The following is a 20508-nucleotide window of genomic DNA, read 5'->3' as shown; positions in this document are numbered from 1 at the left end:
GACTGGATCGACCCCGACCGACAACCAAGGCCCGGCGGCCGACCACGGGTGCCGGCCTGACGGTCAGGCCGGGAACAGCGCGTCGAGGGCTCGCCGACGCTCGGCGCGGTCGAGGCCGCGCAGGTCGGCGCGGCCGTGCTCGGTGACGACGACGTCGACGTCGTGCGACGCCGTGGTCACCGGGCGGGAGAGCCGCTCGACGCGGGTGGAGCGCCCGCGGTGCTGCGATGCCAGCGCGACCACCGACAGCCCCCGGACCGAGCGGGCCGCGGCCGCCGCGTAGTCGGGGTGTCCGCCGATGCCCCCGACCAGCGACGTCGCCGTGCCCTCGACGTTGACCTGGCCGTCGAGGTCGATCTCCACCGCCGTGTTCACCGAGACCAGCGGCGGGTCGGCCGACAGCCGCGCCGGGTCGTGGGTGTGCTCGATGCGGTGGACGACCGGGTGCCCGGCCCGGCCGCGGGCGTCGGCCCAGGCGTAGAGCGTGGGGGTGCCGACGAGGTAGGTGGCGACGGGGTCCGAGAGCAGCAGCCCGGCCTCGTCGAGGGCGACGACCCCGTCGCCGAGCAGGCCGGAGTCGGCGTGCACGCGCACGCCCGCCGTCCGCACGGCGTCGACCACGGCCGCGCCGAGCTGCCCGGGCGCCCACTGCAGCCGTACCCCGTCGTGCAGCAGACCCACGACGTGCCGGCCGATCGCCTCGTGCGCCGGGCTCGGGGTCGCCGGCGGCACGACGTGCGGCCCGGTGGCCTCCTCGCCGAGCGCGAACACCTGGGCGTCGGGCAGCGACGGGCCGGCCGCGGCGCGGGGGAGGTCCGGGTCGAGCACGACCGCGAGCGGCACGCCGAGGTCGATCACGGCGCGCACCCACGACGCCTCGGCGCCCAGCACCGGGCCGTACGGGCCGGGCGCGGCGGCGAGCACGAGCACGTCGGGTCGCAGCGGCCCGGCCACCAGCGCCGGCACCGCCGACAGCCGCGCCGGCACCGCCCGCACGTGCCCCGCCTCGGCCGCGGACCGCAGCCCCCACCCGGGCATGACCGTGCGGGCGTCGGCGAACGCGTCGAGGTCGAGCCCGTCGGCGGGCCCGGGCAGCCACCCGGTGACCAGCCGCAGGTCGCCCCGCTCGCGGGCCAGCGCCGAGAGCAGCGGGTAGGCCGCGCGCGGGCTGCCGCAGCCGTCGGCGAGGGCGATGCGGGCCCCCGGCCGCACAAGACCCGCGAGGATGCCGCCGTCGAGCGCCATGATCAGCAGTCTGTCAGCCGCGCGCCGCGCCTCCGAGCAGGCCCCGCGCGATGATCACCTGCTGGATCTGGCTGGTCCCCTCGTAGATCCGGAAGAGCCGGGCGTCGCGGTAGAAACGCTCCACCGGCACGCCGCGCATGTAGCCCGACCCGCCGTGGACCTGCACGGCGCGGTCGGCGATGCGCCCGACGGCCTCGGAGCAGAAGTACTTCGCCGTGGACGGGCCGACGCTCGTGTCCGAGCCGTCGTCGTAGGCGCGCGCGGCCTCCCGCACCAGCGCGCGGCCGGCGTGCCAATCGGTCACCGCGTCGGCCACGAGCCCCTGCACGAGCTGGTAGGCGGCGATCTTGTGCCCGCCCTGCTCGCGCTCGGTGGCGAACAGCCGCATCTCCTCGACCAGCCGCGCGGCCATCCCCATGCACAGCGCGGCGATGTGCAGCCGGCCGTGGGCCAGGCAGCGCATGGCGGTGACGAAGCCGCGGTGCAGCCCGTCCTCGCCGCCGACGAGGTGCGCGGCCGGGACCCGGACGTCGTCGAGGTAGACCTCGCACGTCCACGAGCCCCGCTGGCCCATCTTCGCGTCGTGCTCGGAGAACGAGACCCCGGCCGCGGACGTCGGCACCAGGAACGTCGAGATGCCCTTGGCCGGCGGCGCGTCCGGATCGGTGCGGGCGAAGACCATGAGCACGTCGGCGAGCGGAGCGTTGGTGATCCAGCGCTTCTGGCCGGTGATCACGAACTCGTCGCCGTCCCGGACGGCGCGCGTGGACAGCGACGACGGGTCCGACCCCGCGTCGGGCTCGGTCAGCGCGAACGACGCCACGACCTCGCCCGTCGCCAGCCGCGGCAGCCACTCCTGCTGCTGCTCGGCCGTGCCGCCGGTGAGCAGCACCTGGCCGGCGATGCCGTTGTTGGTGCCGAACAGCGAGCGCAGCGACGGCGTCGTCCAGCCGAGCTCCATCGCGAGCTCGACCTCCTCGGCCATCGACAGCCCGATCCCGCCGAACTCCTCGGGGATCGCGAACCCGTAGAGGCCCATGGCCTTGCACTGCTCGCGGAGCTTCTCGGGGACCTCGTCGGCCGCCTCGATCTCGTCCTCGCGCGGCACCACCTGCTCGCGGACGAACTCACGGACCGAGGACAGGACGTCGGCGAAGTCGGAGGCCTCCATGCCGCTCACGGTGTCACGTTCCGCACGGCGCCGCCGCCGCTACCGCACCCCGCGCATCGCCCGCCGGATCCACGGGGCCAGGGCGAGCAGCACCAGGCCGAGGACGATCGCGGCGCCGCCGGTGATGCCGAAGTAGGTGCCCTCGTGCTCGGGGGCGTAGAAGCCCGCGAGCGTGCCCGACAGCGCCGAGCCCAGCGAGATCGACAGGTAGAAGAGCGCGACCGTGAGGTTGCGGAACGCGGCCGGGCCGATGCGGGTCGACAGCGAGAGGCCGACGGGGGACAGGTTGAGCTCGGCGAGGGCGAACACCAGCAGGATGAGCACGACCGCGAGCACCGGGGTGGTGTTGCCGACCCCGCCCGCCCACGGCAGGAACAGCAGGAACGCGATCCCCATGCCGGCGGCGCCGATCGCGAACTTGGCCGGGGTGGACGGCGCGCGGGTGCCCAGCTTGGTCCAGAGCACCGCGAACAGCGGTGCGAGCACGATGACCCAGAAGGGCTCGACCGAGTTGACCCAGTTGACCGGCATCTCCCAGCCGAACAGGTTCCGGTCGAGCCGCTCGTCGGAATAGAGCTCGACGACCGTGAACTGCTGCTGGAACAGCGACCAGAACACCACGCTGCCCAGCCACATCGGGATGAACGCCCGCACGCGGCTGCGCTCGTCGGCGTCGACCTTGTGGCTGGTCAGCATGATCGTGAAGATCACGATCGCGATGACGGCGACGACGATCGCCACGCTCGTCGAGAGCGTCGCCGCGGAGAGGATGCCGGTCGCGAAGCCCACCACCACGAGCACGACGACGACGGCCGCGGCCACCGCGGGCCGGACCCACGCGCCGGCCGGCAGCGGGTCGGGCACGATGGCGGCGCTCGCGGGCAGGGTCCGCCGGCCCAGGGTGTAGATCCCGAGGCCGAGCGCCATGCCGATCGCCGCGAGCCCGAAGGCCCAGTGGAAGCCCGCGACCTGCTGCGTGAGTCCGGTGAGCAGCGGCCCGACGAGCGCGCCGATGTTGACGCCCATGTAGAAGATCGAGAACCCGGCGTCCGCGCGGGGGTCGTCGCGGTCGTAGAGCGAGCCGACCACCGTCGTCGCCGACGTCTTCACGCCGCCGCTGCCGAGCGCGACCAGCACGAGGCCGACCGCGACCCCGGTGATCCCGGGCAGCACCGCGAGCGCGACGTGCCCGACCATCACCGTGATCGCGGAGTAGAAGAGCGTCCGCTCGGCGCCGAGCACCCGGTCGGCGACCCACGCGCCGACGACGGCGGCGAGGTACACCAGCCCGCCGTAGGCGCCGATCACGCTGGTCGCGGAGGCCTTCGGGAAGCCCAGGCCGCCCTCGGACGCCTGGTAGTAGAGGTAGAAGGCCATGACGGTCTGCATCCCGTAGAACGAGAAGCGTTCCCACAGCTCGACCGAGAACAGGCTGCCCAGCGCGAGCGGGTGCCCGAAGAAGCGGCGGTCGGTGGAGGGCCCGGTGTCGGTGGCGGGGCTCGTCGTCACGGGCAGCAGCGTCCTCCTCGCAGAGCGCTACCGCCAGAGGAGCGTCCGGGCGACCGGTGGCCGTCCCGCGAACGGACTGTGACCCGATCGAGTCGACAGCGGGCGACGAACAGGGCACCCTGCGCTACCACTCCGGCACTGAGGCCGGCGTGAGGTCGGGAGGTGGCTCGTGTACGTGCAGAACGACACCCCGCTCGGCGGATCGCTCGCCCTGAGCGCCGTCGTCGCGGTGCTGCCGCTGTTGGTGCTCTTCGTGCTGCTCGGCGGCCTGCGGGTCCGGGCCTGGCTGGCGTCGCTGATCGGCCTCGCCGTGGCGCTCCTCGTCGCGATCCTCGCCTACGGGATGCCGGTGGGTCAGGCGCTGCTCGCGGGCACCGAGGGTGCGGCGTTCGGTTTCTTCCCGATCCTCTGGATCGTCATCAACGCCTTGTGGATCTACCAGATGACGGTGGCGTCGGGGCACTTCGACGTGCTGCGGCGGTCGTTCGGCTCGGTATCGGACGACCAGCGCGTGCAGGCGGTGATCATCGCCTTCGCGTTCGGCGCGCTGCTCGAGGCGCTCGCGGGGTTCGGCACCCCGGTGGCCATCTGCACGATCATGCTCATCGCCCTGCGGTTCAGCCCGCTCAAGGCCGCCGTGGTCGCCCTGGTCGCCAACACCGCGCCGGTGGCGTTCGGGGCCATCGCGGTGCCGATCACCACGTTGGCCCAGGTCACCGGGCTGCCGGAGGCCGAGCTCGGGGCCATGGTCGGCCGGCAGACCCCGATCCTCGCCGTGTTCGTGCCCTTCGTGCTCGTCGCCCTCGTCGACGGCGCGCGGGGGCTGCGGGAGACCTGGCCGGTGGCCCTGGTCGGCGGCCTCGTCTTCGGCCTCGCCCAGTACGCCACGTCCAACTTCCTGTCGCTGCCGCTGACCGACATCGTGGCCGCGCTGCTCTCGGCCGGCGCCGTCGTGCTGCTCGTCCGCGTCCGCCCGCCGCGGTACGCGGCCGTCGGGTCCGGCGCGGACGCCGACACCCGCGAGCCGGTGTCCGTGGGCGGCGGGGGCGACGCCGGGGGGACCGGCGCCGGCGGGGACGGCGATCGTCCCGAGGCCCCGGAGGCGCCCGCGGGGTCCGGGCACGACGACCACAGCCGGGACTCCCGGCGCGACACCGTGCTCGCATACATGCCCTACGTGATCATCATCGCGCTGTTCGGCATCCAGCAGATCCCCGCGGTCAGCACGGCGCTCAAGTCCGTGACGGTGAAGTTCAACTGGCCCGGCCTGGACGTCCGGACCGCCGCGGGCAAGCCCGTCTCCACCGTCGCGTTCAACTTCAACTGGCTCGAGGCCGCGGGCACGATCCTGCTCATCGCGGGCATCGTCACCGCCCTGGTGCTGCGGGTGCGCCCCGGCGACGCGGTCGCCGCGTACGGCCGGACCCTGGTCCAGCTGCGTACCGCGATCCCGACCGTCATGGCCGTCCTCGCCCTGGCCTACGTCATGAACGACTCGGGCCAGACGCTGACGCTGGGCAGCCTCCTGGCCGGCACCGGCGACTTCTTCGCGGTGCTCTCGCCGGTGCTGGGCTGGCTGGGGACGGCCGTCACGGGCTCCGACACGTCGTCCAACTCGCTGTTCGGGGCGCTGCAGGTGACCGCCGCGAAGGGCGCGGGCCTCGACCCGATCCTGCTTGCCGCAGCCAACAGCTCCGGCGGTGTGCTCGGCAAGATGATCTCCCCGCAGAACCTCGCCATCGCCGCGTCCGCCGTGGCCATGAGCGGGCGGGAGGGCGAGATCCTGCGCCGCGTGCTGCTGTGGAGCCTGGTGTTCCTCCTCGGGATGTGCGTGCTCGTCTACCTGCAGTCGACCCCGGTACTGGGCTGGATGGTGGTCTCCGGCTGAGCGTCGGGCGCAGCGGCCAGCGACGTCCGGACGCTCTTGGTCCGGATGCCGCTCGTCGTGTCTGCGCACGGTCCGGAGCCGTAGCATGATCGCGACAGCGTCTCGGACCCGGGAGGACAGATGGATCCGGTGGTCATCGTCATCGTGGTGGCCGCGCTCGTCCTCGTCGTCGGTGTCGTCCTCGTCGTCATCGCCCGGTCGCGGTCGCGGTCACGGCGGGCCGCCCTGCGCAGCCACTTCGGCGACGAGTACGACCGCGTGGTCGGCGAGTACGGGCAGCGCGACGGCGAGCGCGAGCTGCGCGCGCGGCTCAAGCGTCGTCGCGAGCTCGAGGTCCGCGAGCTCGACGGCGGGGAGCGCGACCGCTTCGGCAAGGCGTGGGAGTCGGCGCAGGCGACGTTCGTCGAGCACCCCTCCACCGGGCTGCGGGACGCCGACCTGCTCGTCCAGCAGGTGATGCGCGAGCGCGGCTACCCCACCGAGAGGTTCGAGGAGCGCGCCAAGATGATCTCGGTGGACCACCCCGACCTCGTCGAGCGCTACCGCTCGGCCCACCGCACGTCCACCGACGTGGAGGACGGCTCGGCCGACACCGAGAACATGCGCCAGGCGATGGTCGACCACCGCTACCTCTTCGACGCGCTCCTCACCGGCGGTGACGCGGACCGCACCCGCCGGCTGTGAGCGCCCCGGGTCACGCGCGGGTCCTCAAGGACCGCTACGAGCTGCAGGGCCTGATCGGCCGGGGCGGCATGGCCGAGGTGCACCGCGCGCTCGACCGTGAGCTGGGCCGTCCCGTGGCGGTCAAGCTGCTGCCCGCGGAGCACCGCGGCGACGCCGAGTACGGCGGCCGCCTCCGGGACGAGGCCCGCGCCGCGGCCTCGATCCACCACCCGAACGTCGTCGCCGTGCACGACGTCGGGTTCACCGACGACGGCGAGGTCTTCGTCGTCATGGAGTGCGTCGAGGGGCGCACCCTGCGCCAGGAGCTCGACGACCGCGGCCGGGTGCCGCCCGGCGAGGCGGCCGCGGCGCTGGTCCCGGTGTGCGAGGCCCTGGCGGCGGCCCACGACCGCGGGATCGTGCACCGCGACGTCAACCCCGGCAACGTCATGCGCTGCGACGACGGCACCGTCAAGCTGATGGACTTCGGCATCGCGCGGGTCGCCGACGTCGAGGGGTTCACCGGCACCGGCGTGGTCATCGGCACCGCGGCCTACCTGTCGCCCGAACAGGTCCGGTGCGAGCCGCTCGACGGCCGGTCGGACGTCTACGCGGTGGGTTGCACCCTCTACGAGATGGTCACCGGCGAGACCCCGTTCCGCGGGCCGAGCTCGGTGGAGGTGGCTGCGCAGCGGCTGCGCGAGTCACCGGTGCCGCCGCGCGAGCTGGTCCGGGACCTCTCGCCCGACCTGGACGCGGTCGTCCTGCGCACCCTCGCCCTCGAGCCCGCGATGCGCCACCACGACGCCCGGGAGCTGGCCGACGACCTGCGCCGCTTCGTCACCCCCGAGCCGACGGCGCGCACCGAGGTGATCCGCGACGCCCCGGGCCGGCCCCGCGACACCGGCGGCGGCGTCGCCCGCCGCTCGACCGGGTCGACCGTGCCCGCCACGCGCCCCCACGACTTCCCCGACGACGACGGCCCCGACCCCGGCGAGCGCAACCCCTGGTCGGGCGTGCGGCTGCTCGGCATCGCGCTGGTCGTGCTCGCCGTGCTCGTCCTCGCGGGTGCCGGGGCGCTGCTGCTGACCCGCTAGGGCTGGCCGATCCGGCGCAGGGCCAGGCGGCCGTCCGCGGGGCCGGTGGGCGTCCAGGCGCCCGACGCGACCGTCCACGTCCGCCCGTCGTAGGTGACGCTGTCGAGCCCCAGCCGCTCGCCGTGGGCGACGAGCCACGTGGCCAGCGCCCACCCCGTCTGCTCGGGCTGCTCGCCGGAGAGCCGGCGGGTGCCGAGCTCCCGGGCCGCCAGATCGGCGACGGCGGTGCCCGACGGGTCGGCGGGCGGGGTGGCGGGCAGGTCGGAGCACGTCCACGCCGCCGGTGCCTGCCCGAGCAGCGCCACGGCCATCAGCCGCGCCTCGGGCTCGTGGTCGGCGTAGGCCTCGGGGTAGCCGCTGCGCTGCACGCGCTGCGCGGCGGCCGTGACGTCCATGCCCGCCCAGCCCGGCACCTGCACCAGCGCGGAGTAGAAGGCCGTGCTCGCGTACACCGGGTCGAGGATCTCGTCGGTCGACCCCCAGCCCTGGCTCGGGCGCTGCTGGAACAGGCCGAGCGAGTCGCGGTCGCCGCCGCGCAGGTTGGCGAGCCCGGACTCCTGGATCGCGGTGGCCAGCGCGACCGTCACCGCGCGGTCCGGCATGCCCAGCCGGCGCCCGACCCCGGCGATCGTCGCGGCGCTGTCGGCCTGCTCGGGCGACAGTGTCCACGTCGTCGGCAGGCCGGGGGAGTCGGGCGGTGCGGTGATCGTGCAGCGCGGCGTCGCGAGCGGGTTGCTGCGGCCGAGGACGACGACGAGGGTGATCACGAGCGCGAGCACGGCCAGCACCACCACGACCACGACGGCGAGGCGGCTGCGCTCGGCGAGGGGTGAGCTCAGGACGGTCCTCCCTCGGCGGTGGGCAGCGCGGTGGGCAGCGCGGTCGGCAGCTCCGCCCGGTGGTGCGCGACGGCGTCGACGACCTGGGTGAGGAAACGCTCGACGAGCGCCTGCTCGTCCTCCGAGTAGGTGGCGAGCACGCCGTCGATCCGGGCGGCGAGCGGGCCGAAGAAGGCGCGGCCGACGTCGGCGCCCGCCGGGTCGTGGTGCAGCGTCACGCGCCGGCGGTCGACCTCGTCGCGCACGCGGTGCAGGTGGCCGAGCCGCTCGAGGCGGTCGACCGCCGCCGTCGTCGCCCCCGAGGAGAGCCCGACCTCGGCGCCGAGGCGGCCCGGGGTGAGCGCGTCGCCGTCGCGCTCGGCGCGCAGGACGGCGAGCAGCGCGGCGGCGTCGGTGCGGTGCAGCCCGTGCCCGGCGGCGAACGCGTGGCCCAGCCGGCCGGCCTCGTCGGCGTAGGCCTGGAGCAGCTCGACGATCCTCTCCCGCACTCCTGCATCGTAGCGACACGTGGAGTAATCTCCACTGTCGAGAGATTCGATCGTGGAGGAGTAGCTGTGTCGACCCTGCTCGCGGCCCCTGTCCGTCCCGCCGACCGTGTGCGGTCCGGCGCCCTGCTGCTCGGGACGCTGCTCCAGCTCGTCGCCGGCGGGCTGGGCGGCTCCGGCGCCTTCGGCCTGTCGGTGGGCGTGGTGGCGCAACAGAACACCACCGTCGTCATGCCGGTCCCGGCGGCGTTCTCGATCTGGGGCCTGATCTACGCGGCGCTGCTGCTGCTCGCGGTGCGCCAGGTGCTCCCCGGCCAGCCCGGGCGCCCGGTGCACCGGGCGACGGGCTGGTGGCTGGTCGCGTCGACCGTGCTCAACGCCGGCTGGATCCTGGTGTTCTCGGCGCAGGCCGTGGTCCTGGCCCAGGTGGTGATCGTGGCCCTGCTCGTCGTGCTCGCGGTGGCCCTGGCCCGCCTCACCGCCCACCCGGCCGAGGGCGTCGCCGACCGGCTCCTGCTCCACGGCCCGGTCGCCCTCTACGCGGGCTGGGTGAGCGTCGCGACCGTCGTCGGCGCGGCCACCACCGGCACGTTCCTCGGCGCCCCGGGCGCGGGCGGCGTCGCGACGGTCCTGGGTGCCCTGGTGCTCCTGGTCACCGGGGCGATCGCGGCCGGCGTCGTCACCCGCACGGCCGGCGCGCTGCCCTACGCGGCGTCGGTGGTCTGGGCCCTCGGCGCGATCGTGGTCATGGCCCCGCCGCTCCCGGTGGTCGTCGCGGCGCTCGTGGCCCTGGTCGCGGTGGTCGCGGCGGCGGTCCGGCGCGTCCTCGCCGCTCCCCACTCCGGCCGTGTGGCCGCCGCGTTCGGCTGATCCCGTTCGCTGCGTCACCCGCGGGCCGCGTCACCACGGCGCCGGACGGCGGGGCGTGGTGAGCTGATCGGGTGCTCGTCTGGCTGGTACGCGCGGTGGCGGTGGTCTGGCTGGTCGGGGTGCTGGTCGTCGCGGTCGGGACGACGCTGCCGCGCGTACCGGTGATCGGGTTCCTCGGGTCGTTCGTCACCGGCCAGTACCCGCTGCACGCCGTGCTCGCCGGCGCGGTCGGGATCGGTCTCGGCGGGCTGGCCCTCGCCGCCGGGGCGCGCCCCGACGGCCTGGTCGTCGGCGCGCTGGCCCTGGTGGCGACGCTCGTGCTGACCGGCGCGCTGGTCGCCCAGGTGCGCGCCGCGACGGTGCCGGTCGACTGGTGGCAGGCGCTCACCGTCACCGGCCAGCCCGACGGCCGGCCCGACCGCACCGAGCCCTACGCGACCGACGACGCCGGCCGCACCCTGTCCCTCGACCTCTACCGGCCCCCGACGCCCGGCCCGCACCCCGTCGTCGTGTGGGTCCACGGCGGCAGCTGGGTCCGCGGCGAGCGCACCGACCGCACCGCGCTGTGCCGGTGGCTCGCCGACCGCGGCCACGCCGTCGTCGCCGTCGAGTACCGCCTGCCGCCGCCCGGACCGGTGGGGGAGGGCCAACGCCGCGACGTCGCGGCCGCCGCCGCGTGGGTGGCGGCGCACGCCGCCGCGGAGGACCTCGACCCCGGCCGCCTCGTCATCGCCGGCCAGTCGGCCGGCGCGACGCTGGCGCTCAGCACCACCGCGGGCATCCTCGCCGGCACGCTCGACGCCCCCAGCCCGCGCGCCGTCGTCGCCTACTACCCGGTGACCGACCTCCGCGCCGTCGCCCCGCAGCTCCAGGACGCCGTCCTCGGCGGCCCGGCCCGCGACCGCGACGCGGAGGTCCGGGCCGGGTCGCCGACCGACCTCGTCCGTCCCGACCTGCCGCCGACCCTGCTCGTGCTCGGGTCCGCCGACCACTTCGTCTTCCCCGACCGCGTCCGCGCCTACGACCGCGACCTGCGGGCCGCCGGCGTCCCCGGCCGGCTGGTCGAGGTGCCGCACGCCGACCACGTCTTCGACTTCCCCTTCGGCAGCCCCGGCGCCCAGGCCACCCGGCCGCTGGTCGCCGCCTTCCTCGCCGAGCACGTCGGGGTGCGGACGTGAGGGCCTCCCGGTAACGCCCTGTTCGTGGTGGACTGCGGCGTGTGACCGATCAGGAGACCGGCCAGCAGGCCCGCCGGCGCTGGAGCCTCGTGGGGCCGGGCATCGTCGTCGCGGCGACCGGCGTCGGGGCGGGCGACCTCGTCGCGACGCTGGTGGCGGGCTCGGAGTACGGCTACACGCTGCTGTGGGCCGTGGTGCTCGGGGTCGTCGTCAAGATCGCGCTGGCCGAGGCCACCGGGCGCTGGCACCTCGCCACCGGCACCACGATCTTCGCCGGTTGGCGCTCGCTGGGCGCCTGGACGACCGTCTACTTCGTCGTCTACGTCGCGATCTGGGGCTTCGTCTACGGCGCGACGGCGATGACGTCCTCGGCGCTGCCGCTGGCGGCGATGTTCGGCGGCTCGATCCCCGCGTGGGGCATCCCGTGCGGCCTGCTCGGCCTGGTGCTCGTGTGGTTCGGCAACTACGCCTTCTTCGAGAAGGTCATGACGGTGCTGGTCGGCGTCATGTTCGTCGTCGTGGTCGGGCTGGCGATCCTCGTGCTGCCCGACGTGCCCGCCCTGCTCGCCGGGCTGCTGCCGACCCTGCCGCAGGGTTCGGGGATCTACACGCTGGGGCTGGTCGGCGGCGTCGGCGGCACCGTCACGATGGCCGCCTACGGGTACTGGGTGAACGCCAAGGGCTGGCGCGACAGCTCGTGGATCCGGGTCATGCGCCTGGACAACCGCGTCGCCTACATCACCACCGGCATCTTCGTCGCGGCGATGCTCGTGGTCGGCGCGGAGCTGCTGTACACGGCCAACATCGCGCTGGTCGAGAGCGACCGCGGCCTGCTCGACCTCGACGCGATCCTCGAGCAGCGCTTCGGCCCGGTGATCGCCACGCTGTTCCTCGTCGGGTTCTTCGCGACGTCGTTCTCGTCACTGCTCGGGGTCTGGCAGGGCGTGAGCCTGCTGGTCACCGACTTCGTGCGCACGCGGCGCGAGGCGGTCGCGCGGACGCCCGACCAGCTCGCCGCCGCCGGCCAGCTCACCGACGACGCCGAGCGCAGCCTGCCGTTCCGGGCCTACCTGCTGTGGCTGACGTTCCCGCCGATGCTGCTGCTGTTCCTCGGGCGGCCGTTCGCGCTGGTCGTCGCGTACGGGGCGCTCGGGGCGTTCTTCATGCCGTTCCTGGCGATCACGCTGCTGTGGCTCCTGGGCAGCAGCCGCACCCCGCGGGAGTGGCGCAACGGGTGGCTCTCGACGTCGCTGCTCGTCGGCGCCGCCGCGCTCTTCGTGGTGCTCTGCGTGTCGGAGCTGGTGGACACCTTCGGCTAGCCACGTGGTCTAGAACGTCAGGACCAACCGGCCCCGGACGCCGCCGGCCTCGAGGCGGCGGTGGGCCTCGGGGGCCTGCTCGGCCGGGAGGGTGTCGGCCACGCGCAGGGTCAGGACGCCGTCCTCGGCCTGCCGGCGCAGCCGGTCCAGCGCGGCGTGGTCCTGCGCGACGTCGCGGACGAACACCGGGTGCCAGGTGATCCCGCGCTCCTCGGCGCCGCGGTGGCCGCGCACCGTCGCGATCCGCCCGCCGTCGCGCACCGCGTCGAGCAGGGCGTCGCCCTGCAGCGACCCGTCGGCGACGGCGTCGACGCCGCCGGGCTGGTCGTCACGGATCCGCGCGGCGACGCCGTCGCCGCGCCGCACCACGACGTCGGCGCCGAGGGACCGCACCAGCTCCTCGTCGGCCTCGGACGCGTCGGCGACGACGGTGAGCCGGTCGGCCTTCGCGAGCTGCACGACGTACCCGCCGAACGCCCCGGCGGCGCCGGTGACGGCGATCGTCTGCCCGGGGGCGAGCGCCAGGACGTCCAGGGCGTGCCGCGCGGTCAGGGCGTTCATCGGCAGCGTCGCGGCCGCGGCCACCGACGCCCCCGCCGGCGCCCGGACGACCGACCCGGCCGGCACCACCACGTGCTCGGCGTAGGCGCCGTGGCTGCCGTCGGGCACGACGACCGCCATCGCGGCGTCGCCGACGTGCAGCTCGGTGTCGGTGCCCTCGCCGATCTCGTCGACCTCGCCCGCCGCGTCCATCCCGGGCACGTACGGGGGCGGGTCCTTGCCCCATCGGCGTGCTGTATCGGATGCGCTCGAGGCGCGGTCGCCGTTGCGCACGAAGGTGTCCGTGGGGTTGACCGCGGCCGCCCGCACCCGCAGCCGGACCTCCCCGCGCCCCGCGTGGGGCTCGGGCAGCTCGACGACCTCGAGCGCCTCGGGCCCGCCGTCCGTGTTGACTCCGATGGCTCGCACGCATCGTGCCTACCCGGACGGGTAGACCGGGACGCGTGCGCCGCTTCCGTGTCGTCGACAGCCCGATCGGCCCGCTCACGCTCACCTGGGATCCCGACGCCGGGGCGGTGGTCGGCCTGCACGTGCACGACCAGCGGGACCGCGGCCCCGACCCGGCCTTCGGCGAGCCGGACGAGGGTCGCTGCGGCGCGCTCGACCACCTCGGCGGCGAGCTCACCGAGTACTTCGCCGGGCAGCGCCGGGCGTTCACCCTGCCCGTCGACCCGCCGGGGACGCCGTTCGCGCGGGCGGTCCTCGCCGCGCTGCGGGACGTCCCGTACGGCGCGACGACGACCTACGGCGCGCTCGCCGCGGCGATCGGGCGCCCGAAGGCGGCGCAGGCGGTGGGCACGGCGAACGCCCGCAACCCGATCAGCCTCCTCGTCCCGTGCCACCGCGTCCTGTCCGCCGCGGGCCGTCCCTCGGGTGGGGGCCGGGGATCGTCCGCAAGCGTTTGCTGTTGGCGTTGGAGTCCGGGAGGCCTTGACCGCGCGGTCCGCGCGGGTATGGTCGGAGACGTCGTTGTGGTGCTGATCACACGAGCTGAGGGCTGATCGGACCGCAGTCACGGCGCAGTTCCCCGACCGGGAAGAGGTGATGGATTGGACGCAGGGAACACCCCGCACCGCATCACTTGGACCCGGTCGTCCCGGCGCCGCACCGCGCACGGGAGCTGATCCACACCAGACTCCACGCTGACTCAAGCGCAGACGACGGTCGGTGGGACGTACCGGGGCCGTGCGGGTCCCGAGCTGACACTTCCTCCCAGAGACGAACCGGCGTCCCGATCACGGGGCGCCGGTTCGTCGTTCGTCTGGGTCAGTAGTGGACGGTGCCGCGCTCCCCGCCCGCCGCGGCGACGGCGCCGCCGGTCACCGACACCGCGCGGGGCGAGGCCAGGAAGACGACGACGTCGGCGACCTCGTCGGCGGTGATGATCCGCCGCAGGCTGGTGGCCGCCGCGAGCTGGGCCCGCACCTCGTCCTCCGTGACGCCGCCGGACGCGACGCGGTCGGCCACCATCCCCGCCGTCCGCTCGGTCTCGGTGTAGCCCGGGTGCACGACGACGACCCCGACGCCGTGCGGGCCGAGCTCGTCGGCGAGGTTGGCGGTCAGGGCGGCGACGCCGACGTTGCGGATCGTGCCGGCGATCGACCCGGTGCGCCGGGCGTTGAGGCCGGAGATGTTCACGATGCGGCCCCAGCCCTGCGCGGTCATGTGCGGCGCCACGGCGCGGGCGGTGCGCAGGTAGCCGAGCACCTTGGTGTCGATCTCGTCGAGCACCGCGTCGTCGGTCAGCTCGGTCAGCGGCGGGATCGGCGCCCCGCCCGCGGGCCGCGCCGCCGCGTTGACCAGCACGTCGACGCCGCCGAGCTCGTCGACCACCTGCGCCACCATCGCCCGCACCGAGGTGTCGTCGGTGGTGTCGGCGACGATCGTCAGCACCCGCGACGCCGGCCCCGCGGCCCGCACCCGTCCGGCCGCGGTCTCGAGCGCCCCGGCGTCGCGGGCCACGAGCACGACGTGCGCGCCCTCGGTCGCGAGCAGCCGCGCGCAGGAGAGCCCGATGCCCCGCGAGGCGCCGGTGACGATCGCGACGCGTCCGGCCAGTCCCAGGTCCATGCTCAGCTCCAGTCGTAGAAGCCGCGCCCGGACTTCTGCCCGAGCTCGCCGCGGGCGACCTTGTCGCGCAGCAGCTGCGGCGGGGTGAACCGCGGGCCCAGCTCGTTCGTGAGGTGCTCGGCGATCGCGAGGCGCACGTCGAGCCCCACGACGTCGGTCAGCCGCAGCGGCCCCATCGGCCAGCGGTAGCCCAGCTTCATGCCGGTGTCGATGTCCTCCGGACTGGCGACGCCCTCCTCGACCATGCGGATCGCCTCGAGCCCCACGGTCAGCCCGAGCCTCGACGTCGCGAAGCCCGGCGCGTCGTTGACGACGATCGCGGTCTTGCCCAGCGCGTCCACCCACTCGCGGGTGGCGCTCGTCGTCTCCTCCGACGTCCCCGGGTGCACCACCAGCTCGACGAGCTTCTGCGCGGGCACCGGGTTGAAGAAGTGCATGCCGATGACGCGGTCGCCGGGCAGGTCGGCGGCGATCGCGGCGATCGAGAGCGACGAGGTGTTCGACGCGAGCACCGCGGCGGGGCAGGCGCGGGCGGCGCCGCCGAGGACGGTCTGCTTGAGCTCGACGCGCTCGGGCACGGCCTCGATGACGATCGCCGCGTCCCCGGGCAGCTCGGCCACGTCGGTGGCGAGGGTGAGGCGGGCGAGCAGGTCGTCGCGGGTGGTGCCCTCCGGCAGCTTCCCGCGCTGGGCCGCGCCGTCCAGGCTCGTCACGACGGCCTGGCGCGAGGCGTCGACGCGGTCCGCGTCGGCCTCGACGAGCGCGACGGGCGATCCCGCGGCGAGCAGGACGTGGGCGATCCCGGCGCCCATCGTCCCGCCGCCGATAACGGCTGCCGTCGGGCGTTGATCCACGGATGACCTCCGGTGCGGTGGGGTGTCGCCCGGTATCTCAGCACGTCTCAGGACTGCGCGAGCGCCAGCGCCACGTGGTCGGGCATGAGCACCGCGGTGCGGGCGACGAGGCCGAGGAAGCGGTTGGTCAGCGCGTCGGGCTCGGAGCCGGTGTAGGCGACGAGCTCGCGCTCGACGCGGGGGACCGGCCGCGCGACCGCGCCGGCGAACTGGGGCGGCACGATCGCCGCGGGCACCAGCGACGGTCCGATCCCGGACGCGGTGAGCAGCGGTGCGACGGCGGTCTGCTCGGTCCGCACGGCCACGCGCGGGCGGTAGCCGACCTGGCGGCAGGCGTCGATCAGGACGTCGGCCAGGGCGTGGTCGGGCGCGTACTGCACCCACGGGACGTGCTCGAGCCGGCTCAGCGCGATCTCGCCGGCGGCCGGGCGCATGAGGTCGTCGGCGCCGAGGTTGGGCGGCAGCAGCACGACCATCTCCTCGCGGCCGAGGCTGCGCTGTCGCCCGCGCCACGGCGACGGGACGGGCCCGACGCCGACGTCGGCCTGACCCTGGGAGATCGCCGTGGCCAGGGTGTCGCCGTGGCGGTGCTCGTAGAGCCGGACGGTGACGTCGGGGTTCTCCGCGCGCCACCGGCGCAGCACCCCGGGCAGGAGCCCCAGGCTGACCGAGTACACGCAGGCGAGGCGCAGCTCGCCGCCCTCGGAGCCCGTCGCCGCCCGGGCGGCGGCGCTGCCGCGCTCGGCGGCGGTCACCGCGGCGCGGGCGTGGGGGAGCAGCGCCCGGCCGGTCGGGGTGAGAGACACCGCACGCGGCAGGCGGCTGAACAGTGACCCGCCCAGCTCCTTCTCCAGGGCGGCGATCTGTTGCGAGAGGCCCGGCTGGCTGACGAACAGGCGGTCAGCGGCCCGCGTGAACGAGCCCTCGTCCACGACGGCGACGAACGACTCGAGCTGGCGCAGCGTCGGCATCAGCTCAGCTTATGCTGATTCGTCAGGAGCTTCTTCGACTTATGGCGCTTGGGCTCCGACCGTGGAGGGCGACCGGATGAAGACCACTCGTCCTGCACCCCCTGGAGCTCCCCGTGCCTCTCGCTCTGCTCGCCCTCGCGCTGGGCACCTTCGGCATCGGCACCACCGAGTTCGTGATCATGGGTCTGTTGCCCGAGGTCGCGGCCGGCCTCGGTGTCCCGATCAGCGACGCCGGCCACCTGGTGTCCGCCTACGCCGCCGGCGTCGTCGTCGGCGCGCCCCTGCTCGCCGGTGCCACCGTCAAGCTGCCCCGCCGTCCGGTGCTGATGGCCCTCATGGCCGTCTTCGCGCTGGGCAACCTGGCCTCCGCGCTCGCGCCCGGGATCACCTCGCTCATGGTCGTCCGGTTCCTGACCGGCCTGCCCCACGGCGCCTTCTTCGGCCTCGCGTCGGTGACCGCGGCGGCCATGGTGAGCCGGGAGCGGCGCGCCACCGCCGTCGCGCGCGTCTTCCTGGGCCTCACGATCGCCAACGTCGTCGGCGTCCCGCTGGCGACGCTGCTCGGCCAGGCCGCCGGCTGGCGGGCCACGTTCGCCGTCGTCGGCGGGATCGGCGTGGTCGCCCTGGTCGCCGTCGCCGCCTTCGTGCCGGCGGCCGAGCCGACCGCCACCGGCAAGGGCGCCCTGCGCGGCGAGGTCGCGACGCTGCGCCGCCCGCAGGTCGTGCTCTCCCTCGCCGCGGTGATCTTCGGCTTCGGCGCGATGTTCGCCTGCTACAGCTACGTGACCCCGATGCTCACCGAGGTCGGCGGCTTCTCCACCGCCGCGGTGACCCTGATGCTCGCCGTCGTCGGCCTCGGCATGACCGCGGGCTCGGTGCTCGGCGGCCGCGCGGCCGACCGGGCCCCGCTGGCGACCCTGTGCGTCTGCCTCGTGGCCCTGGCCGGCGTGCTCGTGAGCTTCGTGGTCACCGTGCACCACCCGGTGCTCGCCGTGCTCTCGCTCTTCGGGGCGGGCATGTTCTCGCTGGCCCTGGGCCCGGCGATCCAGACGCGCATCCTCGACCTGGCCGGTGACGCGCCGACGATGGCGTCGGCGGCGATCCAGTCGGCCTCGAACATCGCCAACTCGCTGGGCGCCTGGCTCGGCGGCATGGTCATCGCCGCGGGCCTGGGCTACCTCGCGCCGACGCTCGTCGGCGCCGCCCTGGCCGTGGTGGGCCTGGCCGTGCTGGCCCTGTCCGGCGGCCTCGAGCTGCGCCTGCGCCGCCGCGAGGCCAACGCCGCCCTGGCCCTCGCCTGACCCCCACGTGAGCAGTTGCGGCCCGTATAGGGGCCGCAACTGCGCACGTACCTACAGCGCCACCACCAGCAGGACCGGGACGCTGATGAGCGTGGTCAGGAGGGCCGCGTCGCGGGCGAGGGCCACGCCGGTGTCGAAGCGGACGGCGTAGCCGAAGACGTTCTGCGCGGTCGGCAGCGCCGCGCTCACGACGACCGCGAGCAGCGCCGGGCCGGTCAGCCCGAACGCCGTCCCGATCAGCCAGGCCAGGGCCGGGTGCACGAGGTTCTTCAGCACGATGACCGCGCCCAGGCACACCGGGTCGTCGTCGCGGCCGGGCCGCTGGGCGTGGGCCAGCGACAGCCCGAACGCCAGCAGCATCGCCGGGACGGCGAGGTCGGCGAGCAGCTCGATCGGCGCGAGCAGGCCCTCGGGCAGCCGGACGCCGGTCACGTTGAGCACGAGCCCCGCGACCGTGGCCAGCAGCAGCGGGTTGCGCAGCGGCGCGAGCAGGGCCCCGCCCAGCCCCGGTGACTCGCCCCGGCGGCGGGCGGCGACGGCGTCGAGCAGCGTCGTGTACGCGGGCGTCAGCACCGCGAGCTGGAAGATCAGCGACGGCGCGATCTCGGCGGCGCTGCCCAGCGCGTACGTCGCGATCGGGATCCCGAGGTTGCCGGCGTTGAGGTAGCCGCTGGCCATCGACCCGACGACGGTCTCGCCGCGCGCGCGGCGCCGCAGCACGCCGACCGGCACGTAGAGCAGGCACACCGCCAGCGCGGCCAGGGCGGTGACCACCAGGCCCGCCGACAGCACCCGCGCCACGTCCGCGCGCAGCAGCGTGACGAACAGCAGCGCCGGGCTCGCGACGAAGAACGCCGTACGCGAGAGCACCTCGGTCGCGGCGTCCGGCAGCAGCCCGAGCCGCCCCACGAGCAGCCCGACCGCCACGACGACGGCGATGACGAGGAACCCCTCCAGCACCCCGCTCACGCGCTCGTCACCGACACGAGCCTAGGAGCGGTGGGTGCCCTACGGTCCTGTGACCATGGGCATCCTCGACCGCTTCCGCCTCGACGACCGCGTCGCCGTCATCACCGGCGCCTCCTCGGGGCTCGGCGCCGTCTTCGCCACCGCGCTCGCCGAGGCCGGCGCCGACGTCGTGCTCGGCGCGCGCCGCACCGAGAAGCTGGAGGACACGCGCAAGGCCGTCGAGGAGCGCGGCCGGCGGGCCGTGACCGTCGGGACGGACGTCGCGTCGCCCGAGGACTGCCGGGCCCTGGCCGACGCGGCGGTCTCCGAGCTCGGCCGGCTCGACATCCTGGTCAACAACGCCGGCATCGGCACCGCCTACCCGGCCACGAAGGAGACCCCGGAGCAGTTCCGGCAGGTCATCGACATCAACCTCAACGGCGCCTACTGGATGGCCCAGGCCGCCGCGCGGCACCTGCCCGCGGGAGGCGCGATCGTCAACGTCTCCAGCGTGCTGGCGCTGACGACGGCCGGCCTGCCCCAGGCCGCCTACTCCGCGTCCAAGGCGGGCCTGCTCGGCCTGACCCGCGACCTGGCCCAGCAGTGGACGGGACGCAAGGGCATCCGCGTCAACGCCCTGGCCCCGGGCTTCTTCACCTCGGAGATGACCGACAGCTACGCCGAGGGCTACCTCGAGTCGATGCTGCCGCGCGTGCTCTCGGGGCGCGTCGGCGACCCCGAGGAGCTCGCGGCCGCCCTGGTGTTCCTCGTCTCCGACGCCGGGTCGTACGTCACCGGGACCACCCTCACGGTCGACGGGGGCGTGACGACGACCTGACGTCGGGTAGCCCGACGGCCATGGACGACACGCTGAGTGAGGAGCAGAAGCGCACCGCCCGGGCGGTCCTCGAGCGCGAGGGCCGCGGGTTCGCCGAGGAGATCGGCCTCGGGCGCACCAACAACCCGGCGAGCCTCTTCGGCCTGCTCGTGGCGTCGGTCGTCGTCGCCCCGCGGGGCGAGTCGTCCGGCCCGGCCCGGGCGGCCCACGAGGTCACCAACCGCTGGCACACCGTCGCCGACCTGGCGGCCGCGTCCGAGCAGGACGTCGCCAAGGAGCTCGGCGCGGCGGTCGAGGGCTTCGACCGCGACGACGACCACGACGACAGCGCCTCCGGGGCGGCGTCGACGCTGGTGGCGCTCGCGTCGGCGCTGCAGGAGACCTGGGGCGGCGACCTCCGGACGCTGCGCGACGAGGCCGGCCGGGACCCGGCGCGTGAGCGCGCCCTGCTCACCGAGCTGCCCGGCGTGGACGACGCCGTCGCCGACGTCTTCTTCCGCGAGGTGCAGGTGCTCTGGGAGGAGGTCAGCCCCTTCGCGGACGGCCGCGCGCTGCGGGCGGCCGCGGCGCTCGGGCTGGGGGACACCGCCGCGGACCTCGCGCGCTACGGCAGCGACGCCGAGAAGGTCGGCCGTCTCGCGGGCGCCCTGGCCCGCATCGACGTCGAGGGATCCCACGACGAGGTCCGCCGCGGCTGACCG

Annotated in this window: 20 protein-coding genes; 10 read left to right on the top strand and 10 right to left on the bottom strand. The window is 74.9% G+C overall.

All coding sequences use genetic code 11. The annotated features are described in order from the left end of the window. Nucleotides 1-63: 63 nt before the first annotated feature. From ABD994_RS22835 to ABD994_RS22825, 3 genes are read right to left on the bottom strand one after another with little or no spacing between them, the layout of a single operon-like run. Complete coding sequence (locus ABD994_RS22835) at nt 64-1245, bottom strand: acetyl-CoA hydrolase/transferase C-terminal domain-containing protein (RefSeq protein ID WP_345420633.1); 1182 nt, start codon at nt 1243-1245, stop codon at nt 64-66. 13 nt (nt 1246-1258) lie between these two features. After that, nucleotides 1259-2416 (bottom strand): acyl-CoA dehydrogenase family protein, encoded by a 1158-nt coding sequence (locus ABD994_RS22830; protein ID WP_345420630.1) that lies wholly within the window; start codon nt 2414-2416, stop codon nt 1259-1261. A gap of 39 nt (nt 2417-2455) precedes the next feature. Continuing rightward, nucleotides 2456-3925 (bottom strand): peptide MFS transporter, encoded by a 1470-nt coding sequence (locus tag ABD994_RS22825; RefSeq protein ID WP_345420627.1) that lies wholly within the window; start codon nt 3923-3925, stop codon nt 2456-2458. Between the two features lie 169 nt (nt 3926-4094). Between ABD994_RS22825 and ABD994_RS22820 the strand changes: the two genes are divergently transcribed. The 3 genes from ABD994_RS22820 (at nt 4095) to ABD994_RS22810 (ending at nt 7573) form a co-directional block, all read left to right on the top strand. Continuing rightward, complete coding sequence (locus ABD994_RS22820) at nt 4095-5813, top strand: L-lactate permease (RefSeq protein ID WP_345420624.1); 1719 nt, start codon at nt 4095-4097, stop codon at nt 5811-5813. Between the two features lie 120 nt (nt 5814-5933). Beyond that, complete coding sequence (locus tag ABD994_RS22815) at nt 5934-6497, top strand: hypothetical protein (protein ID WP_345420621.1); 564 nt, start codon at nt 5934-5936, stop codon at nt 6495-6497. After that, the gene (locus ABD994_RS22810) at nt 6494-7573 is read left to right on the top strand and encodes a protein kinase domain-containing protein (protein ID WP_345420618.1); all 1080 of its coding nucleotides are present in this window, start codon (nt 6494-6496) and stop codon (nt 7571-7573) included. Before ABD994_RS22815 ends, ABD994_RS22810 begins: the two co-directional genes overlap by 4 nt. On the opposite strand, the gene ABD994_RS22805 is transcribed toward ABD994_RS22810, so the two are convergent. Together ABD994_RS22805 and ABD994_RS22800 are read right to left on the bottom strand one after the other, a co-directional pair. Further along, on the bottom strand, nt 7570-8373 hold the full coding sequence (locus tag ABD994_RS22805) for a VldE C-terminal domain-containing protein (protein WP_345420615.1): 804 nt from the start codon (nt 8371-8373) through the stop codon (nt 7570-7572). The genes ABD994_RS22810 and ABD994_RS22805 overlap by 4 nt on opposite strands. A 35-nt stretch (nt 8374-8408) precedes the next feature. Then, nucleotides 8409-8900, bottom strand: a complete 492-nt coding sequence (locus ABD994_RS22800; protein ID WP_345420613.1) for a MarR family transcriptional regulator — start codon at nt 8898-8900, stop codon at nt 8409-8411. 66 nt (nt 8901-8966) lie between these two features. On the opposite strand from ABD994_RS22800, the gene ABD994_RS22795 reads away from it, so the two are divergent. The 3 genes from ABD994_RS22795 (at nt 8967) to ABD994_RS22785 (ending at nt 12264) form a co-directional block, all read left to right on the top strand. Next, a complete protein-coding gene (locus tag ABD994_RS22795) occupies nt 8967-9767 on the top strand; it encodes a tryptophan-rich sensory protein (protein ID WP_345420610.1) in 801 nt (266 codons plus the stop codon). 71 nt (nt 9768-9838) lie between these two features. Further along, the gene (locus tag ABD994_RS22790; RefSeq protein ID WP_345420607.1) at nt 9839-10945 is read left to right on the top strand and encodes an alpha/beta hydrolase; all 1107 of its coding nucleotides are present in this window, start codon (nt 9839-9841) and stop codon (nt 10943-10945) included. Nucleotides 10946-10986: 41 nt separating this feature from the next. Next, the gene (locus tag ABD994_RS22785) at nt 10987-12264 is read left to right on the top strand and encodes an Nramp family divalent metal transporter (RefSeq protein ID WP_345420604.1); all 1278 of its coding nucleotides are present in this window, start codon (nt 10987-10989) and stop codon (nt 12262-12264) included. A gap of 9 nt (nt 12265-12273) precedes the next feature. Here the strand turns inward: ABD994_RS22785 and ABD994_RS22780 are convergent, their stop codons facing one another. Then, nucleotides 12274-13233: an NADP-dependent oxidoreductase gene (locus ABD994_RS22780; protein WP_345420601.1), complete on the bottom strand. Its 960-nt coding sequence runs from the start codon at nt 13231-13233 to the stop codon at nt 12274-12276. 35 nt (nt 13234-13268) lie between these two features. On the opposite strand from ABD994_RS22780, the gene ABD994_RS22775 reads away from it, so the two are divergent. After that, nucleotides 13269-13826 carry a methylated-DNA--[protein]-cysteine S-methyltransferase gene (locus ABD994_RS22775; RefSeq protein WP_345420598.1) on the top strand — a complete coding sequence of 186 codons (558 nt, stop codon included), beginning with the start codon at nt 13269-13271 and terminating at the stop codon, nt 13824-13826. A 265-nt stretch (nt 13827-14091) separates the two neighbouring features. Here ABD994_RS22775 and ABD994_RS22770 read toward each other — a convergent pair whose 3' ends face one another. The 3 genes from ABD994_RS22770 to ABD994_RS22760 are packed head-to-tail and all read right to left on the bottom strand — an operon-like array spanning nt 14092 to nt 16720. Beyond that, the gene (locus ABD994_RS22770; protein ID WP_345420596.1) at nt 14092-14895 is read right to left on the bottom strand and encodes an SDR family NAD(P)-dependent oxidoreductase; all 804 of its coding nucleotides are present in this window, start codon (nt 14893-14895) and stop codon (nt 14092-14094) included. Between the two features lie 2 nt (nt 14896-14897). Then, entirely contained in the window at nt 14898-15749 is an 852-nt protein-coding gene (locus ABD994_RS22765; RefSeq protein ID WP_345420593.1) for a 3-hydroxyacyl-CoA dehydrogenase family protein, read from the bottom strand. Nucleotides 15750-15796: 47 nt separating this feature from the next. Next, nucleotides 15797-16720: a LysR family transcriptional regulator gene (locus ABD994_RS22760; RefSeq protein ID WP_345420590.1), complete on the bottom strand. Its 924-nt coding sequence runs from the start codon at nt 16718-16720 to the stop codon at nt 15797-15799. A 113-nt stretch (nt 16721-16833) separates the two neighbouring features. On the opposite strand from ABD994_RS22760, the gene ABD994_RS22755 reads away from it, so the two are divergent. Next, a complete protein-coding gene (locus tag ABD994_RS22755; protein WP_345420587.1) occupies nt 16834-18021 on the top strand; it encodes an MFS transporter in 1188 nt (395 codons plus the stop codon). Between the two features lie 51 nt (nt 18022-18072). Here the strand turns inward: ABD994_RS22755 and ABD994_RS22750 are convergent, their stop codons facing one another. Continuing rightward, nucleotides 18073-18990 carry an AEC family transporter gene (locus ABD994_RS22750; RefSeq protein ID WP_345420584.1) on the bottom strand — a complete coding sequence of 306 codons (918 nt, stop codon included), beginning with the start codon at nt 18988-18990 and terminating at the stop codon, nt 18073-18075. 55 nt (nt 18991-19045) lie between these two features. On the opposite strand from ABD994_RS22750, the gene ABD994_RS22745 reads away from it, so the two are divergent. Both ABD994_RS22745 and ABD994_RS22740 read left to right on the top strand, forming a co-directional pair. Further along, nucleotides 19046-19807 carry an SDR family NAD(P)-dependent oxidoreductase gene (locus ABD994_RS22745; protein ID WP_345420642.1) on the top strand — a complete coding sequence of 254 codons (762 nt, stop codon included), beginning with the start codon at nt 19046-19048 and terminating at the stop codon, nt 19805-19807. A 20-nt stretch (nt 19808-19827) separates the two neighbouring features. Continuing rightward, entirely contained in the window at nt 19828-20505 is a 678-nt protein-coding gene (locus ABD994_RS22740) for a hypothetical protein (RefSeq protein WP_345420582.1), read from the top strand. Nucleotides 20506-20508: the final 3 nt, after the last annotated feature.

Source organism: Actinomycetospora chlora (genome assembly GCF_039542135.1).
In the GTDB taxonomy this organism is placed as follows: domain Bacteria; phylum Actinomycetota; class Actinomycetes; order Mycobacteriales; family Pseudonocardiaceae; genus Actinomycetospora; species Actinomycetospora chlora.
The sequence above is the reverse complement of the archived record's forward strand: the minus strand, read 5'-3'. Positions and strand labels throughout refer to the sequence as shown.

Coding starts and splice junctions, on each gene's coding strand:
- ABD994_RS22760 (WP_345420590.1), bottom strand. CDS start 16,720: ATGCCGACGCTGCGCCAGCTCGAGTCGTTCGTCGCCGTCGTGGACGAG.
- ABD994_RS22815 (WP_345420621.1), top strand. CDS start 5,934: ATGGATCCGGTGGTCATCGTCATCGTGGTGGCCGCGCTCGTCCTCGTC.
- ABD994_RS22835 (WP_345420633.1), bottom strand. CDS start 1,245: ATGGCGCTCGACGGCGGCATCCTCGCGGGTCTTGTGCGGCCGGGGGCC.
- ABD994_RS22740 (WP_345420582.1), top strand. CDS start 19,828: ATGGACGACACGCTGAGTGAGGAGCAGAAGCGCACCGCCCGGGCGGTC.
- ABD994_RS22770 (WP_345420596.1), bottom strand. CDS start 14,895: ATGGACCTGGGACTGGCCGGACGCGTCGCGATCGTCACCGGCGCCTCG.
- ABD994_RS22745 (WP_345420642.1), top strand. CDS start 19,046: ATGGGCATCCTCGACCGCTTCCGCCTCGACGACCGCGTCGCCGTCATC.
- ABD994_RS22830 (WP_345420630.1), bottom strand. CDS start 2,416: ATGGAGGCCTCCGACTTCGCCGACGTCCTGTCCTCGGTCCGTGAGTTC.